18 protein-coding genes are annotated in these 23978 nt (G+C 48.9%); 10 read left to right on the top strand and 8 right to left on the bottom strand.

Annotated features, from left to right (window positions below):
* Window positions 1-11: 11 nt before the first annotated feature.
* From J3491_RS02200 to carA, 7 genes are all read right to left on the bottom strand, one after another.
* A complete protein-coding gene (locus tag J3491_RS02200) occupies window positions 12-1472 on the bottom strand; it encodes a glycosyltransferase (protein WP_243456043.1) in 1461 nt (486 codons plus the stop codon).
* Between the two features lie 39 nt (window positions 1473-1511).
* Window positions 1512-2384, bottom strand: a complete 873-nt coding sequence (locus J3491_RS02195; protein WP_207969064.1) for a TIGR03915 family putative DNA repair protein — start codon at window positions 2382-2384, stop codon at window positions 1512-1514.
* 12 nt (window positions 2385-2396) lie between these two features.
* Window positions 2397-3665 carry a putative DNA modification/repair radical SAM protein gene (locus tag J3491_RS02190; protein WP_207969063.1) on the bottom strand — a complete coding sequence of 423 codons (1269 nt, stop codon included), beginning with the start codon at window positions 3663-3665 and terminating at the stop codon, window positions 2397-2399.
* A 207-nt stretch (window positions 3666-3872) separates the two neighbouring features.
* Window positions 3873-4757: a hypothetical protein gene (locus J3491_RS02185; protein ID WP_243456041.1), complete on the bottom strand. Its 885-nt coding sequence runs from the start codon at window positions 4755-4757 to the stop codon at window positions 3873-3875.
* 347 nt (window positions 4758-5104) lie between these two features.
* Window positions 5105-5584, bottom strand: a complete 480-nt coding sequence (greA, locus tag J3491_RS02180) for a transcription elongation factor GreA (RefSeq protein WP_075101129.1) — start codon at window positions 5582-5584, stop codon at window positions 5105-5107.
* A 410-nt stretch (window positions 5585-5994) separates the two neighbouring features.
* Window positions 5995-9258, bottom strand: a complete 3264-nt coding sequence (gene carB, locus J3491_RS02175) for a carbamoyl-phosphate synthase large subunit (protein ID WP_207969062.1) — start codon at window positions 9256-9258, stop codon at window positions 5995-5997.
* Between the two features lie 167 nt (window positions 9259-9425).
* Window positions 9426-10658 carry a glutamine-hydrolyzing carbamoyl-phosphate synthase small subunit gene (gene carA, locus J3491_RS02170; protein ID WP_207969061.1) on the bottom strand — a complete coding sequence of 411 codons (1233 nt, stop codon included), beginning with the start codon at window positions 10656-10658 and terminating at the stop codon, window positions 9426-9428.
* Window positions 10659-11106: 448 nt separating this feature from the next.
* Here carA and J3491_RS02165 point away from each other — a divergent pair, with 448 nt between their 5' ends.
* On the top strand, window positions 11107-11643 hold the full coding sequence (locus J3491_RS02165) for a gamma carbonic anhydrase family protein (protein WP_100749255.1): 537 nt from the start codon (window positions 11107-11109) through the stop codon (window positions 11641-11643).
* Between the two features lie 98 nt (window positions 11644-11741).
* Here J3491_RS02165 and J3491_RS02160 read toward each other — a convergent pair whose 3' ends face one another.
* Entirely contained in the window at window positions 11742-12188 is a 447-nt protein-coding gene (locus J3491_RS02160) for a hypothetical protein (RefSeq protein WP_207969060.1), read from the bottom strand.
* A 165-nt stretch (window positions 12189-12353) separates the two neighbouring features.
* On the opposite strand from J3491_RS02160, the gene J3491_RS02155 reads away from it, so the two are divergent.
* The 9 genes from J3491_RS02155 (at window position 12354) to J3491_RS02115 (ending at window position 23917) form a co-directional block, all read left to right on the top strand.
* A complete protein-coding gene (locus J3491_RS02155; RefSeq protein ID WP_207969059.1) occupies window positions 12354-13061 on the top strand; it encodes an HAD family hydrolase in 708 nt (235 codons plus the stop codon).
* A gap of 104 nt (window positions 13062-13165) precedes the next feature.
* Window positions 13166-14261, top strand: a protein-coding gene (gene prfB / locus J3491_RS02150) for a peptide chain release factor 2 (RefSeq protein WP_207969058.1) whose coding sequence is annotated in 2 segments (ribosomal slippage) — window positions 13166-13237 and window positions 13239-14261 — 1095 coding nt in all. Because the reading frame shifts where the segments join, the coding sequence is not laid out codon by codon here.
* 43 nt (window positions 14262-14304) lie between these two features.
* A complete protein-coding gene (ppnP, locus tag J3491_RS02145) occupies window positions 14305-14589 on the top strand; it encodes a pyrimidine/purine nucleoside phosphorylase (protein WP_207969057.1) in 285 nt (94 codons plus the stop codon).
* Window positions 14590-14782: 193 nt separating this feature from the next.
* Window positions 14783-15943 (top strand): DNA topoisomerase IB, encoded by a 1161-nt coding sequence (locus tag J3491_RS02140; RefSeq protein WP_207969056.1) that lies wholly within the window; start codon window positions 14783-14785, stop codon window positions 15941-15943.
* A gap of 304 nt (window positions 15944-16247) precedes the next feature.
* Window positions 16248-17945 carry an AMP-binding protein gene (locus J3491_RS02135; RefSeq protein WP_207969055.1) on the top strand — a complete coding sequence of 566 codons (1698 nt, stop codon included), beginning with the start codon at window positions 16248-16250 and terminating at the stop codon, window positions 17943-17945.
* Between the two features lie 180 nt (window positions 17946-18125).
* A complete protein-coding gene (locus tag J3491_RS02130; RefSeq protein WP_075101139.1) occupies window positions 18126-18902 on the top strand; it encodes an SDR family NAD(P)-dependent oxidoreductase in 777 nt (258 codons plus the stop codon).
* 99 nt (window positions 18903-19001) lie between these two features.
* Entirely contained in the window at window positions 19002-19580 is a 579-nt protein-coding gene (locus tag J3491_RS02125) for a L,D-transpeptidase family protein (protein WP_075101140.1), read from the top strand.
* A gap of 264 nt (window positions 19581-19844) precedes the next feature.
* Entirely contained in the window at window positions 19845-22442 is a 2598-nt protein-coding gene (gene clpB, locus J3491_RS02120) for an ATP-dependent chaperone ClpB (RefSeq protein ID WP_207969054.1), read from the top strand.
* 206 nt (window positions 22443-22648) lie between these two features.
* On the top strand, window positions 22649-23917 hold the full coding sequence (locus J3491_RS02115; RefSeq protein WP_207969053.1) for a PQQ-dependent sugar dehydrogenase: 1269 nt from the start codon (window positions 22649-22651) through the stop codon (window positions 23915-23917).
* Window positions 23918-23978: the final 61 nt, after the last annotated feature.

The raw sequence follows: 23978 nt of genomic DNA, 5'->3' as shown, positions 1-23978 counted from the left end.
CAGCGCTGCTGTCATGGTGGGTTTTTATTTGATGCTGTATCGTCTGCTGCCTTAGCGCTTGAAGCGTCTGAACGTAAAGTGTCTGAATCTAAAGTGGTCGGCTCTGGTTGTGACTGTGACGGTGTTTCTGGTTTCGGCTTGGGTTTTTCTTTATTTAGCTTAATTTTTGTATGGTTATCAATTGGGTCGATTTTTACATAAGTAGACTCAGGAATGGATTTTGCGACTCGCTTAAGGCTTTTATTGATTCGTTTGACCGCTGCGTCGTCCTGTGCCGCTTGCTCCTCAGCCAGCGCTGCGTCATAGAGTGATTGATAAACCTCAAGAGTCGCCTCAATCATCTCACGCATGGTAAATTTGGTGGTCATCTCAGGGCGCGTGACACTCTCTAGCTGATTGCGAACCGCTTTACAAAGCGCCTTTGCATTGTACTTTTTGACCAGCCCTTGCGGATATAATGGCTGTAGTATCTCACTGAATGCCGCTTGATCCCAGCCAATGACGGGGGTGCCTAGGTGAATCGCTTGTAGGGCGTTGATACCAATGGACTCAGGCTCATTGGCGAGCGCCATGACGATATTGGCCGCTGATAGCCACTCGCGCATGTCATTGCGCTTGCTACCCACGTAGGTGATGCGCTCGGCCAGCCCAAGTGTATTGGTACGCTGCCGAAAGTCCTCGTGTGCCACGTCACCATCTCTATAATCATCGTCCATGATGATGACATGAATATTGGGGAACTGCTCCTGCAAATTGCCCAAAATATCAATCAGCCACTCTTGACCATATTCATTGCCAATGATGGTGGGAAACACCAGCCATTTTTTGTGTTCAAGCTCAGGATACTCGGCAAAGGTGTGCCGTAGCCAATAGACAGACGGATTGTGCCGATAAGGGTAACGGCGGGTGTCGACGCCGCGGTAAATACGTTTGATGACCTTGGGTCCTGCGTCTTCTCGGCGCAGGCCTTTTTTTAGGTAGTTGGTGACACTATCGGAGACAGTAATGATGATGTCGACATCGAGCAGCGCTTGGGAGTATTTATTGATCGGATAAAAGCCGTACATGGTCGACACCAGTTTGGGCATGCGCTTTAGCCGCGCGCGGCGCAAGGCCAGATGTAGTATCCATGCAGGCGTACGCGAGTGCAAATGTATCACATCGGGGTCGTATTTTTCGATCAGACGGCGTAGGGCGTTGACGCGCAGCAACGACAGCCACGATTTTTTGTTCATGTGTAGCTGATGGTAATGGTTGCCATCACGCTTGAGACGTTTGACCAGATCGTTTTCTTCATCGGCGCTTGAGACGATGATAGAGGTGTGACCGTTTTTGACCAAGGCGCGGCCAAGATGAAAAATACCGCGCTCGGATTCATCATGCTTTAAAGACGATAATAAGCGCATCACTTTCATAGCAGCGAGGGTCACCAAATCAAATATGAAGTTGCTATTGTCAGTTAAAAGTGGCAAAAACTCAACCACGAAGATAAAGGATGGGACCGAAAAACATTAGCGCCGCTTTTGGATATGCTCGGCATTGGGTGGTATTTGTTTTTCGCTCAAGTATTTCCAGTAGCGCTGCGGTAAGTATTGCCGATGCAGGTGTGGGTTTTTGCGCTCAGTTATATTGACGTTGGTAAAGTAGCCTTGCCAAAACTGCTGATAGCGCCGCTCATCTGCGCTATGAATGCTGGCAGGGCGGCGCAGGACGGCATCATCTAGATCAGTGATGGTCTGCAAGGCGGCAGGGCGCGTGGCTGTACTGTTGCTTTTGTCATAATAAATGCCGTAGCCGCGCGTTATATCATAAATCGCCCAATGCTGGTCTTGATAGCGCTGCCGAAAATGCTCACCTATGAGTGGCAACACATTAAAGTCCGGCTCCACGCGGGCGAAGTAAATATCATCGGTGGTGTGCTCAAAGCGCACAAAGGCTTCCATGCGGTGTTTTTCACGGCCGACAGATTTGACCGTTTGCACCAGCTCGAGCACATGCAAATTGCCGACATCCTGCATGATATGGCGATTGGGATAATCGATGGCGTATTTGACCACCCAAAATAACGTTGTGCCGATGTGCTCTTTTTCTGATAAAAACCCCCAAAGCAAGTTGCGCATACCTGAGCGGCCGAGCAGCTGGTTTAGCTTGACTAGCACGCGCTCAGCATGTTCCTCATTAGGCACAACGCTGGTTGCTTGAGCAATCAATGAGGGTACATAACAGTCTTGGGCAATTAATTGTAGTGCTTCATCATCTTGCAGTTGATTGGCATACACGTAAAACACCGCGCTTAACCAACCTTCAAAACTTGGCTCATAAAGCACAATACTGGGTGTCAATTGATCAACAGGGTACGCGGTGTTTGGGGTCAGCTCTGGCATATATGCTCCTTTTTAAAACAGTGCTAATTGCCCACTACGCTGATCCTTATATTTGGTCTGTGTTTGCGCCAGCACATATTGACGAAAGTTGTCACGGGTCAGATGGGCGAGATGCTCGTTTTTACCAGTGGTGGCAATGAAGTATTTGGCACGATTGACCGCCGCGCCCATTTTTTTAAGATGATAAAGGGTCAACTGATTAAACTTACGCGCTGTCACAATCTTTTTGGCGGTTTTGGTGCCGATACCTGGGATGCGTACAATCATCTCGTAGCTTGCCGTTTGGATATTGACAGGGAAATGCTCACGGTGGCGTATCGCCCAAGCGAGCTTTGGGTCACAGTCTAAATCAAGAAATGGCGACTCAGGCTCTACGATTTCATGCGCGCCAAAACCATAAAAGCGCATTAGCCAATCCGCTTGGTATAGGCGGTTTTCGCGGACCATAGGCACCGGCGTACCGATCGCTGGCAGGCGATTGTCAGAGAGCATCGGCACGTACCCTGAGTAGTAGACGCGTTTAAGATCATACTGCTTATAAAAGTGACTTGATAACTGAATCACTTGTAAGTCGGTCTCGTTGCTCGCCCCAACTATCATTTGACTGGTTTGACCCGCTGGAGTGAACTTTGGTGCTTTTTTGTGCGTTTTACGGCTCTCACGAATCGTGACGATCTCTTCTTTTACCGTCTGCATCGGCGCTTTTAGCTCGTCGTGAGATTTTTCTGGAGCAAGCAACGCCAGCCCTGATTTGGTAGGAATCTCGATATTGACGCTCAAGCGGTCTGCATAAAGCCCCGCTTCTAACAATAGCTCTTTTGACGCGCCAGGGATGGTCTTTAAATGAATATAACCGTTAAAGCGCTCACGAGTACGCAGTATCTTGGCGACCTCGACCAGTCGCTCCATGGTGTAGTCGCCATTTTTAAAGATACCTGAGCTGAGAAACAGCCCCTCGATATAGTTACGGCGATAAAACTGCATGGTCAAATCCACCACTTCTTCCACCGTAAAAGCGGCGCGCGGGGTGTCATTACTTTTACGTGACGTACAATAAGCACAGTCGTATATACAGTGATTGGTCAGCAGAATTTTGAGCAAGCTAACGCAGCGACCGTCTTCGTTATAGCTGTGGCAAATGCCTGTCTTTGAAGCATCGCCGAGACCGCCGCCTTGGTTTTTGCGCGTGCCAGCAGAGGAGGAGCAAGAGACATCGTATTTAGCGGCGTCCGCTAAAATATTAAGCTTGCCTTGTAGTCGTTCATAATTGATGGTTGCCATAAGCGTGATCTACCAAATCATTTATAGGTATGTATTTTAGCAAAATCAGGCTTAAGTCGTTGTATTTATAGGATAATATATAAAACAACACGTCAGATAGTGTCGCAAGATACGTCATAAAAAAAGCCTTGCCGACTATAAAATGAGCCAGCAAGACCTTTTGTTATTTTCAGAGTGATTAAATAACCAGACTCTAAAATATAGTCTTTACTGAACTTTCGCACGTATAACGACAGTCTGGGTCGCATTGGGACTTAGGTCAGCCAAATTCCACTTAAGACCAGAATAGTTTTCTTTGATGACCACGGTATTGCCAACTTGCTGGATGGTCTGATAGCTGTCGCCGCCAGTGGTGGCCTGCGTGGGTAGCGGGCTATTTAAGGATAGCAATTGCACGCCATTTGGCAGCGATACCATGGCATTGATGTCAGTGACAGGTTGTGCGGTGGTGTTGAGATAAGTGGTGTGATATTCAATCACATCGCCTGGGGCGATATGGTTGGCAGGTACGGCTATTTCGCGGCCGTCACTGTTTTTTAATATCTTCATAACCTTGGTCTGTGCATTGACAATGCCAGGCGTGCTAAATGTGGGCGTCAATTGCAAGGTATCTACAGAGGTGGATACGATTTGCGTCGTTGCGCGTGGTTGGGTCGTTGCTGGCGGGTTAGTCGCGACGGTGGTCGTAGGAGCGGTGATGACATCGACGCGGCTGGTTTTTTGGGTCAGCTGATCGCTGACAGGTACGCTGGTGACCGTGGTGCGGCCTTGGGTCACGACCGTGTCGTTGCCACTTTGGTGCACCGTATAGCGTGGCACTGTGGTCACTTGCGTGACCGCATAGGGCAGACCGTCTTTCATCGTAATGCCATTGGGCGTTGCTGTAATGGTAGCTGTTTTGCCATCAGCGTACTGCTCAACGACGGTCGTGCTACTGCCAGCAGATGAATTGATAGTCACTTCAGGCGCAGCATGTACTAAGTTGGCCGCAAGCAATGCGCCGGTAAAAAAAAGAGAAACCGCCATCGCTACAGATGCTTTTTGGGAGATGGTTTTGTGGGTAGTAACCACAGGTATCGATGTCAAGCTCATAAAAGACTCCTTAAAAAATAACAGTCAATATAACCAATCATAAAGTGGCAAAAGATAACGGCCTAAACAAAACCCCCGCTAAATGACACGGTAACGCATGCCAAATAGCGGGGGTATCGAGTACTGATGACAGTCAATTATAACCACGCTTATAACTGCGCTGCTTGACTATCAAGCCGTCATTATTTTGAATAATGGTGCATCAATGAGCCACTTTATTGGGGATTTGCACGCAAACTTGTCATGATTATGCGGCAAAACAAATTGAGTATAAAAGTGGCATTGTGTAACTGCTATAAAAAGGTGTCTATAATATCTGCTATTTATGAAGCAGATAAAAATGGGCACTATTGGTCATAGATGACTTTCATGATTTCGTACTCCACCACACCTTTTGGCGTTTCGATACGTACTTCATCACCTTCAAACTTGCCAATCAGACCGCGAGCGATGGGTGAGTTGACAGAGATTTTGCCTGCTTTAAAATCCGCTTCATCGTCACCGACGATTTTGTATTGTTTTTCTTCTTCGGTATCCATGTTTTCGATGACCACGCTCACACCGAATACCACTCGGCCATCGTTTGGCAAGGTCGTCGGGTCAATGACCTGTGCGGCGCCGAGCTTGGCTTCGATGTCGCGAATACGCGCTTCACAAAACCCTTGCTGCTCGCGTGCGGCATGGTATTCAGCGTTTTCTTTTAGATCACCGTGCTCGCGGGCTTCGGCGATGGCGGCGGTGATACGAGGGCGATCGACACTTTTTAGCTGTTTTAGTTCGGCTTCTAGCGCCGCGTGTCCTTGGGGAGTCATGGGGTAACGTTGCATGTTTTTTCCTTAAACCAATAACACCACACCACCTCAGATGAGATGGTGTCTGTGTTGTTGCAATGGGTTTGATATATTAAAGAGTTATATTGTATCAAGCATAAAGATACGATGAGCGGTGGCAAACGCAGCGTAGGCTACGACGGGTAGTCCTTGCTCATGTCTGACTGGCTCGGCTGGTCTTTATACACGATACGAAAAGGCTAAACAGATCATGGGTCGGCGCATTTACCAACGGGAAGATGCGCGCATGATCTTACATAATAAAAAGCATAGTCGCAGTTTAGCCACTATGCTTTTTGGGTCTATCTTGGTAAACGTCTTCTCAAGCATTATTGTCGTATCAAAACGCTTGGCACGTTTTGTCGCTGCGTTTTATTTGCTTGACGATAATGCTTAATCTACTGAAATTATTGGGCCGCGTCAACCACCTTTGCTTGCTCGTGCAAATCTTGTAGCTTATAGACATCAAATGGCAAGTCGATGGCATAAGATTTACAAACAGCATCCGCTGCACCTAAGGTTGTGACATAAAACACTTTATTCTGTAGCGCGCTGCGGCGGATAGAGAACGAATCCTCTTGCGCCTGCTTGCCCTCGGTCGTATTTATAATAAGGTCGATTTTGCCGTTTTTCAAGGCATCAACGATATGCGGACGGCCTTCGGTGACTTTGTTGATCTGAGTGCTGGCAATACCGGCTTCGCTGAGCACCTTTTGCGTACCCGTCGTTGAGACGATATTAAAGCCAAAATCAGCAAGCTGACGCGCGATAGGGGCGATTTGTGCCTTGTCGCTATCACGAACCGAGATAAAGGCCGTTTTGGTTTCGCCTTCAACAGGAAGGCCTGGCAGGCGCTCGTTACTACCGATAATGGCCTTATAAAACGCTTCGCCAAAGGTTTTACCAACGCCCATGACCTCACCAGTCGATTTCATCTCAGGGCTCAAGATAGGATCGACCCCTGGGAACTTGGCAAACGGGAAGACCGCTTCTTTTACTGCGTAAAACGAAGGAACAATCTCGGTAGTAAAGTTTTGGTCTTTTAATGAAGTGCCAGCCATACAGCGCGCTGCCACTTGCGCCAGTGAGGTGCCGATACATTTGGAGACAAACGGCACGGTACGAGCGGCACGTGGGTTCACTTCTAGAATGTAAACCGTTTCGCCTTTTACTGCGAATTGGACGTTCATTAGGCCGACCACGCCAAGCTCTTTTGCCATCGCTACCGTCTGTGCACGCATGGTATCGCAAAGCTCATCCGATAATGAGTAAGGCGGTAATGAACATGCAGAGTCGCCAGAGTGGACGCCTGCTTGTTCGATATGCTGCATGATACCACCGATCACCACATCAGTGCCGTCACACACACAGTCGACATCGACCTCAATGGCATCATCTAAAAAGCGGTCTAATAGGACGGGCGCTTCGTTTGATGCTTGTACAGCGGTACGCAAGTAGTGTTTTAGCTCGTCTTCGTTATAGACGATTTCCATTGCGCGGCCACCCAAGACGTATGATGGGCGAACGACTAACGGATAGCCAACGTCTTTGGCTTTCACCAAGCCGTCTTCTAGGCTGGTCGCTAGCGCGTTTGATGGCTGCACGAGGTTTAGCTGCTGAATCATGTGCTGGAAGCGCTCACGGTCTTCAGCGCGGTCGATGGCATCAGGGCTGGTACCGATGATTTTTACGCCAGCAGATTCTAATGCGCGCGCCAGTTTCAATGGCGTCTGTCCGCCAAACTGCACGATGACGCCGTCTGGGTTTTCGATACGGACGATCTCTAACACGTCCTCTAACGTGATTGGCTCAAAGTAGAGGCGGTCTGAGGTGTCATAATCGGTCGAGACGGTTTCTGGGTTACAGTTGACCATGATGGTTTCATAGCCATCTTCGCGCATGGCGAGGGCAGCATGGACACAGCAATAGTCAAACTCAATCCCTTGACCGATACGGTTAGGACCACCGCCGATCACCATGATTTTCTTGTTATCGGTTGGGTTGGCCTCGCATTCGCTGTCATAGGTTGAGTACATGTAGGCGGTGCTGGTGGCAAACTCTGCCGCACAGGTATCGACGCGCTTGTAGACTGGATAAACGGCCAAATCCCAGCGTTTTTTGCGTAATTGCTTTTGTGATATGCCGAGCAGCTTGGCCAAACGCAGGTCTGATAAGCCTTTACGCTTAAAGCTACGCATGTTTTCGGCGTTCAAGCCGCCAAAGCCTAAGGTTTTAACCTGTGCTTCAGTTTTGACGATGTCTTCGATTTGTACCAAAAACCATGGGTCAATTTTGGTGTAGTTAAAGACGTCATCGACACTCATACCGACGCGGAAGGCATCAGCCAGATAGTAAATGCGCTCAGGCGTTGGGATGGTTAGACGGTTGATAATCTCAGAACGCGCTTTGTCAGCCGGTACTTTTGCCAAATCGATTTGCTCATCAAAGCCGTCTGAGCCTGTTTCCATGCCGCGCAGGGCTTTTTGCATCGACTCTTGGAAGTTACGGCCGATTGCCATGACTTCACCGACTGACTTCATTTGCGTCGATAGGATATTGTCCGCTTGTGGGAATTTTTCAAAGTTAAAACGCGGGATTTTGGTGACGACATAGTCAAGCGCCGGCTCAAAGCTAGCTGGCGTTTTGCCGCCTGTGATGTCATTTTGTAATTCGTCTAGGGTATAACCAACAGCCAGTTTGGCAGCGATTTTGGCAATCGGGAAGCCTGTGGCTTTTGAGGCAAGGGCAGACGAGCGTGATACGCGTGGGTTCATCTCGATGACGACCATACGGCCCGTGTCTGGGTTGATACCGAACTGCACGTTTGAGCCGCCAGTTTCGACGCCAATCTCACGCAGTACCGCAAGCGAGGCGTTACGCATGATTTGGTATTCTTTATCGGTCAAGGTTTGCGCTGGCGCGACAGTGATAGAGTCACCCGTGTGTACGCCCATGGGGTCAAAGTTCTCAATGGCACAGATGATGATGCAGTTGTCGTTTTTGTCACGCACCACTTCCATCTCATACTCTTTCCAGCCGATGAGTGATTCATCGATAAGCAATTGATGGTTCGGTGACAAGTCAAAACCGCGCTCGCAGATTTCGATAAATTCATCGCGGTTGTAGGCGATACCGCCGCCTGAGCCGCCCATGGTAAATGACGGACGAATGATACATGGATAGCCCATTTTTTCTTGGGTAGCAAAGGCTTCTTCCATGGTTTCAGCGGTTTCGGCGCGTGGGCACTCAAGACCGATACGCTTCATAGCTTGGTCAAACAGCTCACGATCTTCTGCCATCTCAATTGCGTCTTTGGTCGCGCCAATCAGCTCGCAGTTGTATTTGGTGAGGATGCCGTGCTTGTCCAAATCCAGCGCGCAGTTCAGCGCCGTTTGGCCGCCCATCGTCGGCAAGATAGCATCAGGGCGCTCTTTGGCGATGATTTGCTCGACTGTCTGCCAAGTAATCGGCTCGATATAGGTGGCATCTGCCATTACAGGGTCGGTCATGATGGTCGCAGGATTTGAGTTGACCAAGATGACGCGGTAGCCTTCCTCGCGTAGCGCTTTACACGCCTGCGCGCCTGAGTAGTCAAACTCACACGCTTGGCCGATGACGATAGGGCCTGCGCCAATGATAAGAATGCTTTTTATGTCGGTACGTTTTGGCATAGTTAGGGCTACCTTCGTTTGGGTGATATTTTGAGTAATCTATAATGTAACGATATTATCAGTTCAGCTTATCGTGTTTGATATGGTGTCGCTTGAACCACCCTTAGTGCTTCAAGCGTTATATTTATTATTTATGGGTCAATATTAAGCGTTTAATCTTTGGCCGCTTAAGCTTTGGCCGCTGCCATCATCTCGGCAAACTTATCAAACAGTGGCGCAGCATCATGCGGGCCAGGGCTGGCCTCTGGGTGACCTTGGAAGCTAAACACTGGCTTGTCGGTCAGTTCAATACCTTGGTTGGTACCATCGAACAGTGAACGGTGAGTCGATTTGACGTTGTCAGGTAGCGTGTCTTCATCGACAGCAAAACCATGGTTTTGACTGGTAATCATCACCGTCCCTGTGGCCAAATCTTGTACAGGATGGTTGGCACCGTGATGTCCAGTTTTCATCTTGATGGTGCTAGCGCCGCTGGCCAGACCGATCAGCTGATGGCCTAGGCAGATACCGAAGGTCGGAATATCTGTCTCGGTGATGATGTGACGTACCGCGTCGATAGCATAGTCACAGGCGGCAGGGTCGCCGGGGCCATTGGATAAAAAGATACCGTCTGGGTTCATCGCCAGTACGTCTGCGATAGGCGTTTGTGCTGGAACCACCGTCACATGACAGCCGCGATCGACTAGCATACGTAGGATGTTGGTTTTGCTACCGAAGTCATAAGCGACGACGTTGTATTTAGAGTCGATGTGAGTGCCAAGCTGCTTAAAAAAGCCGCCTGTACCGCTATCATGGCTACCAGGTGCGTCACGGTTTAGCAGTGTGTCGGACAAATCCCACGTCCCTGCTGTCCATTCGAAGTTTTCTTTAGTGCAGCACTCTTTTGCCAAGTCCATGCCTTTGATACCGGCAAACTCTTGTGCCAGTTTAATGGCTTTTTGCTCATCATCGCGGCTGATTGTTTCACCGTTAGAGGCGGTCATGATACAGCCGTTTTGTGCGCCTTTATCGCGCAGTAGACGGGTCAGCTGGCGTGTATCAACCTCAGCGATGGCGACGGTGTCATGGGCTTGTAGATAGTCACTGAGCGACTGAGAATTACGGAAGTTGGAGGTTGCCATGGTGGCATCGCGGATGATTAGACCGTCGGCCCAGACTTGGTGGCCGTTGCCAGATTCGGTGTCTTCGCTGTTGGTACCAGTATTACCGATATGCGGGTAGGTAAGGGTGACCAGCTGGCGCGCGTAGCTTGGGTCAGTTAGGATTTCTTGATACCCTGTCATGGCTGTATTAAACACCACCTCACCGACACGATGACCAAGGCTACCGATACTGACACCGCGAAAGATTGTACCGTCTGCTAGTGCCAAAATTGCTTGTATTTCTGCCGATGAATTCAAGGTTTACCTCCGCTATTATTTGTGAGTTCTGTGACGATGCTTGTGGTTGGCTGTCGGTGTAAAGCCTTTATTTTTAAGGTCTTGGAAATAATAAACCTCAAGAAAAATATAGGCTGCACACAAAAATCGCCCACAAAAAAGCGAGAAGACATTATCGATGGAAACTACAAAACTCACTAGGTAGTGAATAGGTAACTTGCATCATGTCCGCTCGCTTAGGCACAGATTTTGCGCATTATATACAATATAGACGCAGATAGCCAGCTGATTTTTTAACACAGTACAAGCGCTGTGCCAAGTTATCAGGATTAAGTTGGCAAGATGGCGAGCGGCTACGATGAATAGCGCTGGATTTCTACAGTTGTCTTTGCCACAATGAGTCGTAACATCATGAACCGCAACATCGATCAATTAACCACAGCGTTTTTTAGTAGGACAAGGAACCGTTATGATTTACCAGTATATAGACAAAACCCCTGAATTTGCTAGCCCCTTTCATGGCTGGGTGGCTGATAGCGCACAAGTGATTGGTGATGTGTATTTGGGCCATCAAGCCAGCGTCTGGTTTGGTGCGGTGATTCGCGGTGACAACGAGCGCATTCATATCGGTGACTATAGTAATGTACAAGAAAACAGCGTCATCCATACCGATGCAGGTATCGAAGTCAAAATAGGCAACTATGTGACGATTGGGCATTTGGCAATGTTGCACGGCTGCGAGATTGGCGATAATAGCTTAATCGGAATCGGTGCGGTGGTGCTCAATCATGCCAAAATCGGTAAAAACTGCATCATCGGTGCCAAAGCCTTAGTCACAGAAGGTAAGGAGATTCCAGATAACTCACTGGTCATGGGCGCACCGGCCAAAGTGGTGAAAACCCTGACGGATGAGCAAGCAGCGATGTTAAAACTATCGGCCATGCACTATAGTGAGCGCTGTCAGAAGTTTAAAACTGGCCTCAAAGAAATAGCCATGCCTGAATGATAAGAAGTCATAAATGGCGGATATGAGTGGCTCGTTTTGTCGTCTCTCATCTTATCCGTTGTTCGTCTTATCCTCGCTGACATTGTGGTTGCGCGTATTTACGTCATGAGCATCATGACCAGCCAAATAACCGCAAAGATAGCAATACCGATCATCAGACCTCGAAAGATATCATGGCGTATAGAGTAGTCGTCGAGATAAGCGTTATTGCCAGCTTGCTGATTGTGTAAGGCATTGACGCTCTCGGCACCTGCGTTTTTGCCGACAAAAAACCCAATAATGGCACCCAAACCCAGCAGGATGGGCGTAAATAACCAAAAAATATCGCCCGTGCCTAGATTGAATAAAGAGCGAATTACGACGATAGCAAGATCGATAAATAATCCGCCAGCGCCATACAGCAAAGCTGTCAAGAGCGCATATAAGATACGTGCTATCGGAGACTGATAATCCTCTCCTCGTTGCCGCCGTCTAATCTCTTTGATAGAGCGGGCAGGGCGTCTCGGTCGACGAGCGGTGGTGGACTGGGGATTGGGCGTTTTCATAAGGTTCTCTGTTTTTATTATAAAGTTAGCATAATTTTGTTTACTAAACAGTAATATTCACCAAATATTACCGAATCATGGAAGATGGGGTGCCACCAACTATCACCCAACTTTTAACCCTTCTTTACCAATCATCGTTTTTATAAATCACCATAAGGTTTTATTATGCAGGCAGCACAACCGATAGCAAAAGAACTGGCGCTTTTTGATTTGGATCATACTTTGCTCGATGTCGATAGCGACTATCTTTGGGGCGAGTATATCGTCAAGCACAATCTGGTCGATGAGGCCGAATATCGTACGGCCAATCAAAAGTTTTATCAGGACTATATCAAAGGCACGCTCGATGCCACTGAGTACAATGAGTTTGTCGCCCAGTTTTTGAGCAGCTTGCCGATGGAGAGGCTACATACGTTACGCGAAGACTATATCAAGTCTGAGATCGAGCCACACATCCGCCCAAAAGCGATGGAGGTGCTCTGTCAGCATGTGGAAAAAGGGCATGATGTGGTGATAATCTCCGCGACCAATGATTTTGTGGTGTCTGCCATCGCAAAGCGTTTTGGGGTCGAGGCTGGCAATGTATTATCGACGCCGCTTGAGATAAAGGACGCCCGCTATACCGGCAAGCTCACCGACAAGCCAAACTTTAAAGAAGGTAAGATTTATCATCTCGATAAGTGGCTAAATAAGCAGCAGCTCGCTGGCGTTCGCTTTGAAAAAACTTATGCGTATTCAGATTCTAAAAACGACATCCCGCTGCTAGAATGGGCGGACGTCGCAGTCTGCGTGTCTCCTGATGACGCGCTGCATGCTCATGCGCTGGCGCATCGCTGGGCGGTCGAAGATTGGTCGATTGAGGCTGGTCAATGAGCCGCTACCAGTCAGCGCACAATTAACCCATTATGTAACCGTAATCTCATTTAAAATAGCGCCCGAGTGCGACCTTTATTTTTTAGCAAAAAACAGGACTATTTATGGAAATCAATCCGTATCAAGAAAAAATCAAAGACTTATCTGAGCGAGGACAGGACCTTCGGAGGTATCTTTGACTTCGATGGTAAGCAAGAGCGCCTAGAAGAGATTAATTTGGAGTTAGAAAACCCCGAGCTATGGAACGATCCTGAGCGCGCGACCAAGATTAATAAAGAAAAAAGTCAGCTTGATGGTGTCATCGACGTGGTGATATCGCTTGAGACTACTTTGGCAGATGCCTCTGCCATGCTTGAGCTGGCAGTAGAAGCAGAGGATGAGTCACTACTGAGCGATGTACAAGCGGAGCTCGACGATGCTGAAGAACGTGTGGCAGATTTAGAATTCCGCCGGATGTTTAGCGGCGAGATGGACCCAAACAACTGCTATTTAGACATTCAGTCGGGTAGTGGCGGCACCGAAGCACAAGACTGGGCTGAGATGCTGCTGCGGATGTATACGCGCTGGGCGGAGTCGCATGGCTTTAAGGTCGAGGTCATTGAAGTGTCGTCTGGTAGCGTCGCTGGGATTAAATCAGCGACGATCGAGATCAAAGGCGATTATGCGTTTGGCTGGCTGCGTACCGAGATTGGTGTGCATCGCCTAGTGCGTAAGTCACCATTTGATAGCAACAATGGCCGTCATACGTCGTTTGCCGCTGTTTTTGTTTCGCCTGAGATTGACGACAACGTCGAGATTGATATCAATCCAGCCGATCTGCGTATCGATACCTACCGCTCATCGGGTGCGGGTGGTCAGCACGTCAACACCACTGATTCTGCGGTGCGTATTACCCACGAGCCAACTGGCGTGGTGGTCACGTGTCAAAACGAGCGTAGCCAGCATGGCAACAAAGCCACTGCCATGAAAATGCTGCGCGCCAAGCTTTATGAGCTTGAGATGCAAAAACGTATGGAAAAACAGCAAGCGGTCGAAGACAATAAGTCTGACGTCGGCTGGGGCAGTCAAATTCGCTCGTATGTGCTCGATGACTCACGTATCAAGGACTTGCGTACTGGCGTTGAGACGTTTAATACCAGCGCGGTACTCGACGGTGATCTCGATCAATTCATCGAAGCCAGCCTTAAAGCAGGACTGTAAGGTTTATCAACACATTTTAAACACCACTACTTAAGGAAAAGTTATGCCAAGCGTAAATAGTTATTTTGACGATAAAGTCACGTCGATCGCCTTTCAGACAGCCACTCTGCCAGCGACTGTCGGCGTGATGGAAATTGGGGAGTATGAATTTGGCACCAGTGAGTTTGAGACCATGAGTGTGGTGAGCGGCGCGTTGACCGTTAAACTGCCAGAAAGTAGCGAATGGCAGACCTTTGACGCCGGTCAACAGTTTACTATTGAAGCGGATAAAAAATTTCAAGTCAAAGTTGAGGTTGAGACCGCTTATTTATGCACTTATGGTAAATAAAGCTTTTTAGATTTGTCGTCGTCATATTGACACTAGCCATAAAAAACGCTAAGTATTAAATGCTTGGCGTTTTTTTTATGGTAATTGGACGGCTATTTACACATCAATTACACTTTGCTTGTGGCAAACAAACAGCAAAAATAACCGCAATTCATTATGCTAAAGCGTCTATTTTATCAATCGAGTATTTTTTATGGCGAAGTTAGACCAGCAAACAACCCCGCAAGATGTACGCCATGATTATGAACATTTAGCACGCTTGGCAAACCTGCGTTACGTCAGCGACGATGAGCCGGGATTTACGCGCAGGCGTTGGGGTCGCGGTTTTACTTATAAAGATGCCATCGGCAACACGGTCAAATGCAAAAAACTTCGCGCGCGCTTTGAGGCGCTAGTCATCCCGCCGATGTGGTCAGAGGTGTGGATATGCCAAGATGAAAAAGGGCATTTGCAATCGACAGGCCGCGATGACAAAGCGCGCAAGCAGTACTTGTATCATCCCGAATGGAATCGCGTGCGCGATCACGCCAAGTTTGCCGCGATGATAGGGTTTGCGACCGCGTTGCCCACGCTGCGGGCGCAAGTTGAGACAGATTTAGAAGCAGCGCCGCTATCACGCGCCAATGTATTAGCCGCGGTGGTCAAGTTATTGGAAACTACCCTCATTCGTATCGGTAATAGCCGCTATGCAAAGATGAATAAAAGCTATGGCCTGAGTACGCTGCGCAGTAAGCACGTGAGCGAGACGGATAACGGTCTGGCATTTGACTTTGTCGGCAAAAGTGCCAAAGAGCACCATATCGAGCTACAAGACGAGCGCTTGATTGAGATTGTGCAAGCCTGTAGTGAGCTGCCAGGGTATCAGATTTTTAAATATTTAGATGAACATGGTGACAAGCAAGTTGTGGATAGCAGCGATGTCAATGACTACTTGCGCCGTCATCTGTGTGCGGATACAGAGGCGCACAAACAGCCGAGCAGCGATGACTTGGAGGATCTTACATCGGGCAGATTGTACAGTGCAAAGGACTTTCGTACTTGGATGGCCAGTGTACTGGCAGCGAGCTATCTGTATGATGAGCTGCAGACCTCGGCGGGCCGGACAGTCTTAGCCAGCGCTCCTGCTAGCAAGGCGCGTCAGCAGCTGGTTACCGATATGGTGAAGAGCGTGGCCGAAGAGCTTGGCAATACGCCAGCGGTATGCCGTGCTTCTTATATTCATCCGATGCTTATCGAACGGTTTTTGGCAGGTCAGTTTTTTGAAGCATACAAAAACGCCCGACGCGGCCGTAGCAAAAAGCACCAAAGCTGTGAAGAAAAAGCGCTATTAAGCTGCCTGTATACTTGGCAATAACCTGTGGGCTTAGCAATGAGACGTTATGTCGCATAAGCCTGCTATGGCGATGATAAGTCACATGCAATTGCGCTGAACGGTCGTGACTACATAAAGAAATAACATAAAAATGATACGCTATGTATTGAAATAATAAGTAAAATGCGTTACTAATAGCGTATAGACAATAAAAACCGCCCATAGGATAGGGCGGTTTTACAAGTGAGACAGTGGTGTTTTGATTCATGAGCATTTTTACCCATGATGTCATGCGCCGCTGTTGTCACTTGTCATCAATGACCTGCAAGTGCTAAAGGATTGGCTTATGACTACCTCATCGACCCCCACGACAACTCACACCGATACGCGCCCACACTACCGCGATTATTATCAGAACTTTAATATCAATAACTTATTGACCGAAATATATGGCGAGCATCTGGACGACCAGCGAAATGCCTACATGGCCTGCTGCGGGCGCCATGTGCGTGATGGGCGGGGTGAGCATCTCGCACTTGTACACGAAGACACAGCAGGCAACGTCACGCGCCTAAGTTTCGCTGAGCTTGATAAGGCCAGTGGTCACGTTGCCAACTTGCTCCAGTCGTATGGCGTGCAAGCTGGCGATCAAGTGGCGACCATGCTGCCGCGCACACCTGAGCTGCTGACTATTGTATTGGCGACATGGCGTATTGGTGCCGTGTATCAGCCGTTATTTACCGCTTTTGGCTATGAGTCGATCAAGTACCGTATGGATAAAGCTAATACCAAAGTGGTATTTACCAACCTTGAGAACCGCGGCAAGTTTGAGGATTTGGCTGAGCAAGCCAAAATGGTCTTGGTGGGCGGCAACGATAGCCAGCAGGACCATGGCTGGGGTGACGATCGTTATGAGGAGGTGGTAGTAGCGCAGTCATCTACAGCGGCGCCTGTGCTCTTGGAGATAGATGCGCCGTTTTTGCAAATGTTTACCTCTGGGACCGTCGGTAAATCTAAGGGCGTCAGCGTCCCTCTCAGCGCGCTCTCGGCTTTTTATCTATATATGCGTTATGCCATCGATTTGCGCGCCGATGATAGTTACTGGAATATGGCCGATCCTGGCTGGGCCTATGGGTTGTATTATGCCATTACAGGGCCGTTGCTGATGGGCATCACCACCCATTTTAATGAGTCAGGATTTGATGCAGAAAACACGCGCGACTTTATGGTGCGTCATAAGATTACCAATTTGGCCTCCTCGCCCACTGCCTTTCGTATGATGAAATCCAGCGGCGTGTTCGAGCGGGCGCATGACGATAGCGATGCCGCGCTACCCCTACGCTGCGCCAACTCGGCAGGCGAGACCTTAAATACCGAGGTCGTCAACTGGGTGGAGACTTATCTAAACTGCAAAGTCTGTGATCAATATGGACAAACTGAGACGGGAATGACGTGCTGCGAGCACCATGCTTTGACCCATGAGTGTCCTGTCGGCTCAATGGGTATGGCGCTTCCAGGCCATACCCTCGTCGTGTTGGATGATGACATGAATGTCTTGCCTGATGGTGAGCAAGGCCAGCTGGCAGTGGTGGTCAGTCAGTCGCCCGCGTTTTATTTCCGTGGTTATAGCTGGAATGAAAAAGACGCCTTTATCGGTGATTACTACCTAACAGGCGATGTGGTCGAACGTCATAGTGACGGTAGCTATTGGTTCTCAGGGCGTGATGATGACATCATCATCACCGCAGGCTACCGTGTGGGGCCGACTGATGTCGAAAACACCGTACTGGAGCATGATGCGGTGGCAGAGTCGGCTGCCGTCGGCGTACCTGATGAAGTGCGCGGTCATACCATCAAGTCGTATGTGGTACTAAAGGACGGTATCGAAGGCTCAGATGAGCTGGCCAAAGAAATACAAGCCCTGGTACGCAAGCGTCTATCGACACACGCCTATCCGCGTGACGTTGAGTTTGTGGCAGCATTGCCCAAGACTCCAAGTGGCAAGATTCAGCGCTTTTTGCTGCGTAGTTTGTCTGCGGCATAAGCCAAGAAAAACGCGACGATATCAAGACGTGGCCATATTAAGGGCGACTGTACGTCAGTCGCCGCCTTATTAGCTATATTAGCTTAAGATGAGCACTGCATCATGCACTGTCTCAAATATTTTTTCGTACAATATACAGACTACCATGCAAAGAATACCAGACAAATAAAAGGAAGGATTATGCAAATTGAACAACACAGCTTTTTGGTAACGGGCGGTGCATCAGGCCTTGGCGAAGCCGTGGTACGGGCGATCGTCGCTCAAGGCGGCAAGGTGGTCATCGCCGATTTAAATGAATCGGCAGGACAGGCATTGACTGATGAGCTGGGCGCAAATAGCCGTTTTGTACGCTGTGATATCACCAGCGGCGAGGAGGTGCAAGCAGCAGTAGACACGGCCGAACGAGCCTTCGGTGGTCTGCAAGGCTCTATCAACTGTGCGGGCATTGCGGTGGTACAAAAGCTGCTCGATCGTGAAAATACACCTGCCGATCTCGAGGCGTTTAGCCGCGGGGTTCATATCAATCTCGTGGGGTCTTTTAACGTCGCGCGTTTGGTAGCGGCTAGCATCGCTAAGCGCGTGGCAGCAGGCGCTGACGCGTCAAACGCAGACAACGGTATTATCATCAATACCGCCTCTATCGCCGCCTTTGATGGACAAGTTGGGCAAGCCAGCTATTCATCATCAAAAGCTGGGGTGGTCGGGCTGACCTTGCCGCTTGCACGCGAGCTGTCGCGCCACGGCATCAGAGTCATGACCATCGCGCCTGGTGTATTTGCCACACCGATGATGGATACCATTCCCGAAAAGGCGCGTGAACAGTTAGAAGCAGGTGTGCCGTATCCTAAGCGTTTGGGTGCTCCAAACGAGTTTGCCAAATTGGTCACTCATATCATTGATAACGCCTACCTAAACGGCGAAGTGATTCGCCTTGATGGCGCGATTCGCATGGTGTAATCGCGCTTTTAGCGTATTCATACTTTTTGCACATATTTGACACAAATTTTTGTTATTTTATAAAAACCCATTACTGGTGGATTATAAAAGGCAAAGACTGTGTCATTTTTTCGTTTATACCCCAAAAAAATCATCCTGCTGTCCTTGGCGATGCTTATTTTGCTCGGCGCTGGCTGGGCCGGCCTGACAGGCTACAAAGCGCTCGCTGCAGCAAATCACTCTGACAAAGGCCATCAAACTGACCTTGCAAATATCACGATTGACAAAGTCTATGTCGATAAGTCCGAGCGCGTACTCAAGCTGATGAGTCAAGGCGCAGTCATCAAAACCTATGCCATTGCGTTAGGGGATAATCCAGTCGGACATAAACAACAAGAAGGCGATGAGCGTACGCCGACTGGTGATTATACTTTGGACTATAAAAATGAGCATTCGATTGCGTATCGCTCTATTCATATCAGCTACCCGAATGCCACCGACTCTGCGCGTGCTAGAAATAAAGGGGTCAATCCAGGCAGTGATATTATGATTCACGGTCAGATGAATGGCTTTGGTCATTTGGCGTGGCTCAACCAGCAGCGTGATTGGACGAATGGCTGTATCGCGGTGACCAACGATGAGATGGATGAAATTATGGCATTAGTTGCCATCGATACACCGATCGAAATCGTGGAATAAACTCCTACTTGGCGACCATACGACCATGTGTATAACGGCTTTGTTTTTAAGAATGGGTGTCTTGAAACGCACGGTATAAAACCTTATGAATAAGGATAAGTTTATATCATTGCTATTAGTAAGGTTTTTCTGGTTTATACCTTGAAATACAAGGTACTATACCCTATATAAATATCAACTAAAGGCGAGTAGGCGAGTCTAATACTTATAACAGTCTGCTGCCATTTTGACCCATAACATATAGAAATATCAAAGGATAAATCGATGAGATTTGAGAAATTTACCCAAAAGCTGCAAACGGCCATCTCCGAGGCGCAAAGCCTGGCTCTAGGACGTGATCACACAGGCATAGACCCTGTGCATTTGCTGGCTGTATTGCTACAAGATGAGTCTAACTTATCTATCTGTCAGCAAGCCGGCGCGTCTATTCCAGCGCTAAAAAACGGCGTTGCCAAGGCGCTTGACAATCAGGCGACAATTAGCGAGCCGACAGGTGATGTCAACCTAAACCCAAACTCAGTGAAGATTTTAAACCTAGCCGATCGCCAAGCGCAGAAGGCAGGTGATGACTTTATTGCCACTGAATGGGTGATATTGGCACTTGCTGAACAAGGCGAGACCAAAAAAATCTTTGAAAATGCAGGCGTGACAGCCAGTCAGTTAAAGGCTGTGATCGAAAAGTTACGTGGAGACGAAACGGTGGACAATCAAAATGCCGAAGATCAGCGTGATGCGCTAAACAAATATACTATCAACTTAACTGAGCAGGCTGAGCTGGGTAAGCTAGACCCTGTCATTGGCCGTGACGAAGAGATTCGCCGTACCATTCAGGTGCTCTCGCGCCGCACCAAAAATAACCCCGTGCTTATCGGTGAACCGGGTGTGGGTAAAACCGCCATCGTTGAAGGCTTGGCGCAAAAAATTATCAATGGTGATGTGCCAGAAGGTCTACGCCGTAAAGAAGTGCTGTCGTTAGACTTAGGTGCACTGATTGCAGGCGCAAAATTCCGCGGTGAGTTTGAGGAGCGTCTCAAAGGGGTGCTAAGTGACTTGGCGAAGCAGGAGGGCAATGTCATTTTGTTTATCGATGAGCTGCATACCATGGTCGGCGCGGGTAAGTCAGAGGGCGCGATGGATGCAGGCAATATGCTAAAGCCTGCACTGGCGCGCGGTGAGCTACACTGCGTCGGCGCGACGACGTTAGATGAGTATCGTCAATACATCGAAAAAGATGCCGCGCTTGAGCGCCGCTTCCAAAAAGTACTGGTTGATGAGCCAACGGTTGAAGACACCATTGCGATTTTGCGTGGTCTAAAAGAGCGTTATGAGCTGCATCACGGTGTCGATATTCAAGACAGCGCGATTATTGCCGCAGCGCGCATGAGCCATCGTTATATCACCGATCGTAAGCTGCCTGATAAAGCGATTGACTTAATCGATGAAGCAGCCAGTCGCCTGCGCATGGAGATGGATAGCAAGCCTGAAGCGCTCGGTAAGCTCGATAGCCGTTTGATTCAGCTAAAAATGCAGCGCGAAGTACTCAAAAACGAAGAAGATGCCGGCGCGCAAGCAGAGCGTAAAGTGCTTGATAGCCAAATCGAAGAGCTAGAAAAAGAGTACGCCGATCTCAATGAAGTCTGGCAAGCGGAAAAAGCGTTGGTCAAAGGCTCTCAGCAGCTAAAAGACGAGCTGGACAAAGCGCGTATCGCTTATGACAAGGCCAGCCGCGAAGGCGACTACGAGACCATGAGTAAGCTGCAGTACGAGACGATTCCGCAGCTTGAGCGCCGTATCACAGAGTCTGATTTGGCCGAGCAAAAAGAGCAGGCAGAGGACGCATTGGGCGGCAAGTTATTGCGTACTAAAGTCACGGATAACGAGATCGCAGAGGTGGTGGCAGCCGCGACGGGAATTCCTGTCAGCAAAATGCTACAAGGCGAGCGTGACAAAATGCTGGCGATGGAAGACAAGCTGCATGAGCGCGTCATCGGTCAAGATGAAGCGGTCGAAGCCGTTGCCAATGCGGTGCGCCGTAGCCGAGCTGGTTTATCGGATCCGAATCGTCCCTCAGGGTCGTTCTTGTTCCTTGGACCAACGGGGGTTGGTAAAACTGAGCTGACCAAATCACTGGCCAACTTCTTGTTTGATAGTGAGGATGCCATCATCCGTATCGACATGAGTGAGTATATGGAGAAACACAGCGTCAGCCGCTTAGTGGGCGCGCCTCCAGGCTATGTCGGTTATGAAGAAGGCGGCACCTTGACCGAAGCGGTACGCCGTAAGCCTTATAGCGTGATACTGTTTGATGAGGTCGAAAAAGCGCATCCTGATGTGTTTAATATCTTGCTACAAGTGTTAGACGATGGACGTTTGACCGACTCACAAGGCCGCGTGGTCGACTTCAAAAATACGGTGATTGTGATGACCAGTAACTTAGGCTCACACAAAATCCAAGAGATGGTCGGCGAGAGCTATGAAGACATCAAGTCTGAGGTGATGGATTCGGTCGGACAGCATTTCCGCCCAGAGTTTGTCAACCGTATCGATGAGATTGTGGTCTTCCATCCACTTGGCATGTCGCAGATGGCTGGTATTGCTGACATTCAGTTGCAGCGTCTACGTCAGCGTATCCAAGAGCGTGAGATGGATATCGAGCTGTCAGCCGATGCGATGAACAAACTAGTCGCTGTTGGTTACGATCCTGTCTATGGTGCGCGTCCACTAAAACGTGCGATCCAGCAAGAGATCGAAAACCCACTGTCATTAAAGCTATTGGCTGGTGACTTTGTCGCAGGTGATATCATCAAAGTCGATGTCGGCGCAGATGATCAGCTGACATTTGATAAGCTCAGAATGAGCTAAATCAAGCGTTTGTTTTATTCATTGAGTTAGTTTAGCAGTCTCTGCTAACTAATGAAAAATCCAAAACCCCTTATCTGCCTATTTTTATATGGTCAGGTAAGGGGTTTTTTTTGTGCCAACATTATTTACCGTTTACACACCTTGATTGTGGTATAAATAATGATAAAGCACATAAAAAGACGGCAAGATTAAGGAGGTAAATCAGGATGATTATTATTAAAAAAAGAATAAAAACGCCGTGGCTACTATCGCTCGTGGTAGCGTCACTGCTGTTTAGTGCCTCTGCATGCTCCAATCCTGCAGCCGTCAATACCGATGCCGATCTGACAGAATACAAGGACGGCCAAGCCGCAGCGCGCGATTTGGCGGCCAATACCGAAAGACCTATCTTTGATACAAAAGCGCTCGCCAGCTTTAATGAGCCTTGGGCAATGACAGCACTACCAACGGCGGATAATCAGTCCCCCAAGCTCTTGGTGACCCAAAAGACCGGCGAGCTGTTTGTCGTTGATACTGCCACGGGTAGCAAGACAGCCGTAGCGGGTATACCAGCAGTAGCTTATGGCGGGCAGGGCGGTCTGGGTGACGTTGTCCTAGCGCCTGATTTTTTTACTTCTAAGCAGATATATCTCAGCTATGCTGAGGCAGGTACAGGCGGCGATAGGGGCAAGTTTGGGGCAAAAGTTATCAAAGCGGCACTAACGGGGCTGGATACTGAGACGCCAAGCTTACAAGCGCTGATGCCTATCTGGGAGCAAACGCCAAAAGTACGCGGTCAAGGCCACTATAGCCATCGTTTGCTCTTCTCCCCTGATGGTCAGTATCTATATATCAGCTCGGGTGATCGCCAACAAAAAGCCCCCGCGCAGGACATGAGTGGCAACTTGGGAAAAATTATACGGCTACATCCAGATGGCTCTGTGCCAAAGGACAACCCGTTTACCGATGATAAGTACGAGATTGCCAAGCAGTTTTGGTCGATAGGTCATCGCAATGTCCTTGGTATGGTATTTGACGATGCAGGCAGACTTTGGGCGCATGAGATGGGGCCGCGCGGCGGTGATGAGTTTAATTTGATCAAAAAAGGCCGTAACTACGGATGGCCGGTCGTCTCAAACGGCCGCAATTATAATGGGACTGATATTCCTGATCATGATACGCGGCCTGATTTTGCTGCGCCTCACATCACTTGGACGCCTGTTATCTCACCGTCCTCAATGAGCATTTACGCATCTGGCCGTCATAACGACTTTCCTGCATGGCAAGGGCATGCGCTTATCAGTGGCTTGTCTTCACAAGCGCTGATGGTGGTGCACCTTGACAGCAACAATGGCAGTAAGAAGGCAGGTGAGCGCTATCGGTACGATATGGGGGAGCGGGTGCGTAGTGTGTTGGCCGTCGATGGGCGAGTTTGGCTGCTCGAAGACGGCAAGGATGCCAAGCTGTTACAGTTGGTCAGTCGGCAACCTCTTTAGGGTGTGTTGAGTAAAATTGTGTAATGAATTGATAAATAAAGGTTGGTTTGTTAAGGTAGGC

This window comes from Psychrobacter halodurans (genome assembly GCF_017498075.1).
Classification (GTDB): domain Bacteria; phylum Pseudomonadota; class Gammaproteobacteria; order Pseudomonadales; family Moraxellaceae; genus Psychrobacter; species Psychrobacter celer.
This window is presented reverse-complemented; position numbering and strand designations above follow the sequence as displayed.

Excerpts from the sequence above, each read along its gene's own strand:
- J3491_RS02195 (WP_207969064.1), bottom strand. The coding sequence starts at position 2,384 with ATGCCAGAGCTGACCCCAAACACCGCGTACCCTGTTGATCAATTGACA.
- J3491_RS02190 (WP_207969063.1), bottom strand. The coding sequence starts at position 3,665 with ATGGCAACCATCAATTATGAACGACTACAAGGCAAGCTTAATATTTTA.
- J3491_RS02185 (WP_243456041.1), bottom strand. The coding sequence starts at position 4,757 with ATGAGCTTGACATCGATACCTGTGGTTACTACCCACAAAACCATCTCC.
- greA (WP_075101129.1), bottom strand. The coding sequence starts at position 5,584 with ATGCAACGTTACCCCATGACTCCCCAAGGACACGCGGCGCTAGAAGCC.
- carB (WP_207969062.1), bottom strand. The coding sequence starts at position 9,258 with ATGCCAAAACGTACCGACATAAAAAGCATTCTTATCATTGGCGCAGGC.
- J3491_RS02165 (WP_100749255.1), top strand. The coding sequence starts at position 11,107 with ATGATTTACCAGTATATAGACAAAACCCCTGAATTTGCTAGCCCCTTT.
- J3491_RS02160 (WP_207969060.1), bottom strand. The coding sequence starts at position 12,188 with ATGAAAACGCCCAATCCCCAGTCCACCACCGCTCGTCGACCGAGACGC.
- J3491_RS02155 (WP_207969059.1), top strand. The coding sequence starts at position 12,354 with ATGCAGGCAGCACAACCGATAGCAAAAGAACTGGCGCTTTTTGATTTG.
- ppnP (WP_207969057.1), top strand. The coding sequence starts at position 14,305 with ATGCCAAGCGTAAATAGTTATTTTGACGATAAAGTCACGTCGATCGCC.
- J3491_RS02140 (WP_207969056.1), top strand. The coding sequence starts at position 14,783 with ATGGCGAAGTTAGACCAGCAAACAACCCCGCAAGATGTACGCCATGAT.
- J3491_RS02135 (WP_207969055.1), top strand. The coding sequence starts at position 16,248 with ATGACTACCTCATCGACCCCCACGACAACTCACACCGATACGCGCCCA.
- J3491_RS02130 (WP_075101139.1), top strand. The coding sequence starts at position 18,126 with ATGCAAATTGAACAACACAGCTTTTTGGTAACGGGCGGTGCATCAGGC.
- clpB (WP_207969054.1), top strand. The coding sequence starts at position 19,845 with ATGAGATTTGAGAAATTTACCCAAAAGCTGCAAACGGCCATCTCCGAG.
- J3491_RS02115 (WP_207969053.1), top strand. The coding sequence starts at position 22,649 with ATGATTATTATTAAAAAAAGAATAAAAACGCCGTGGCTACTATCGCTC.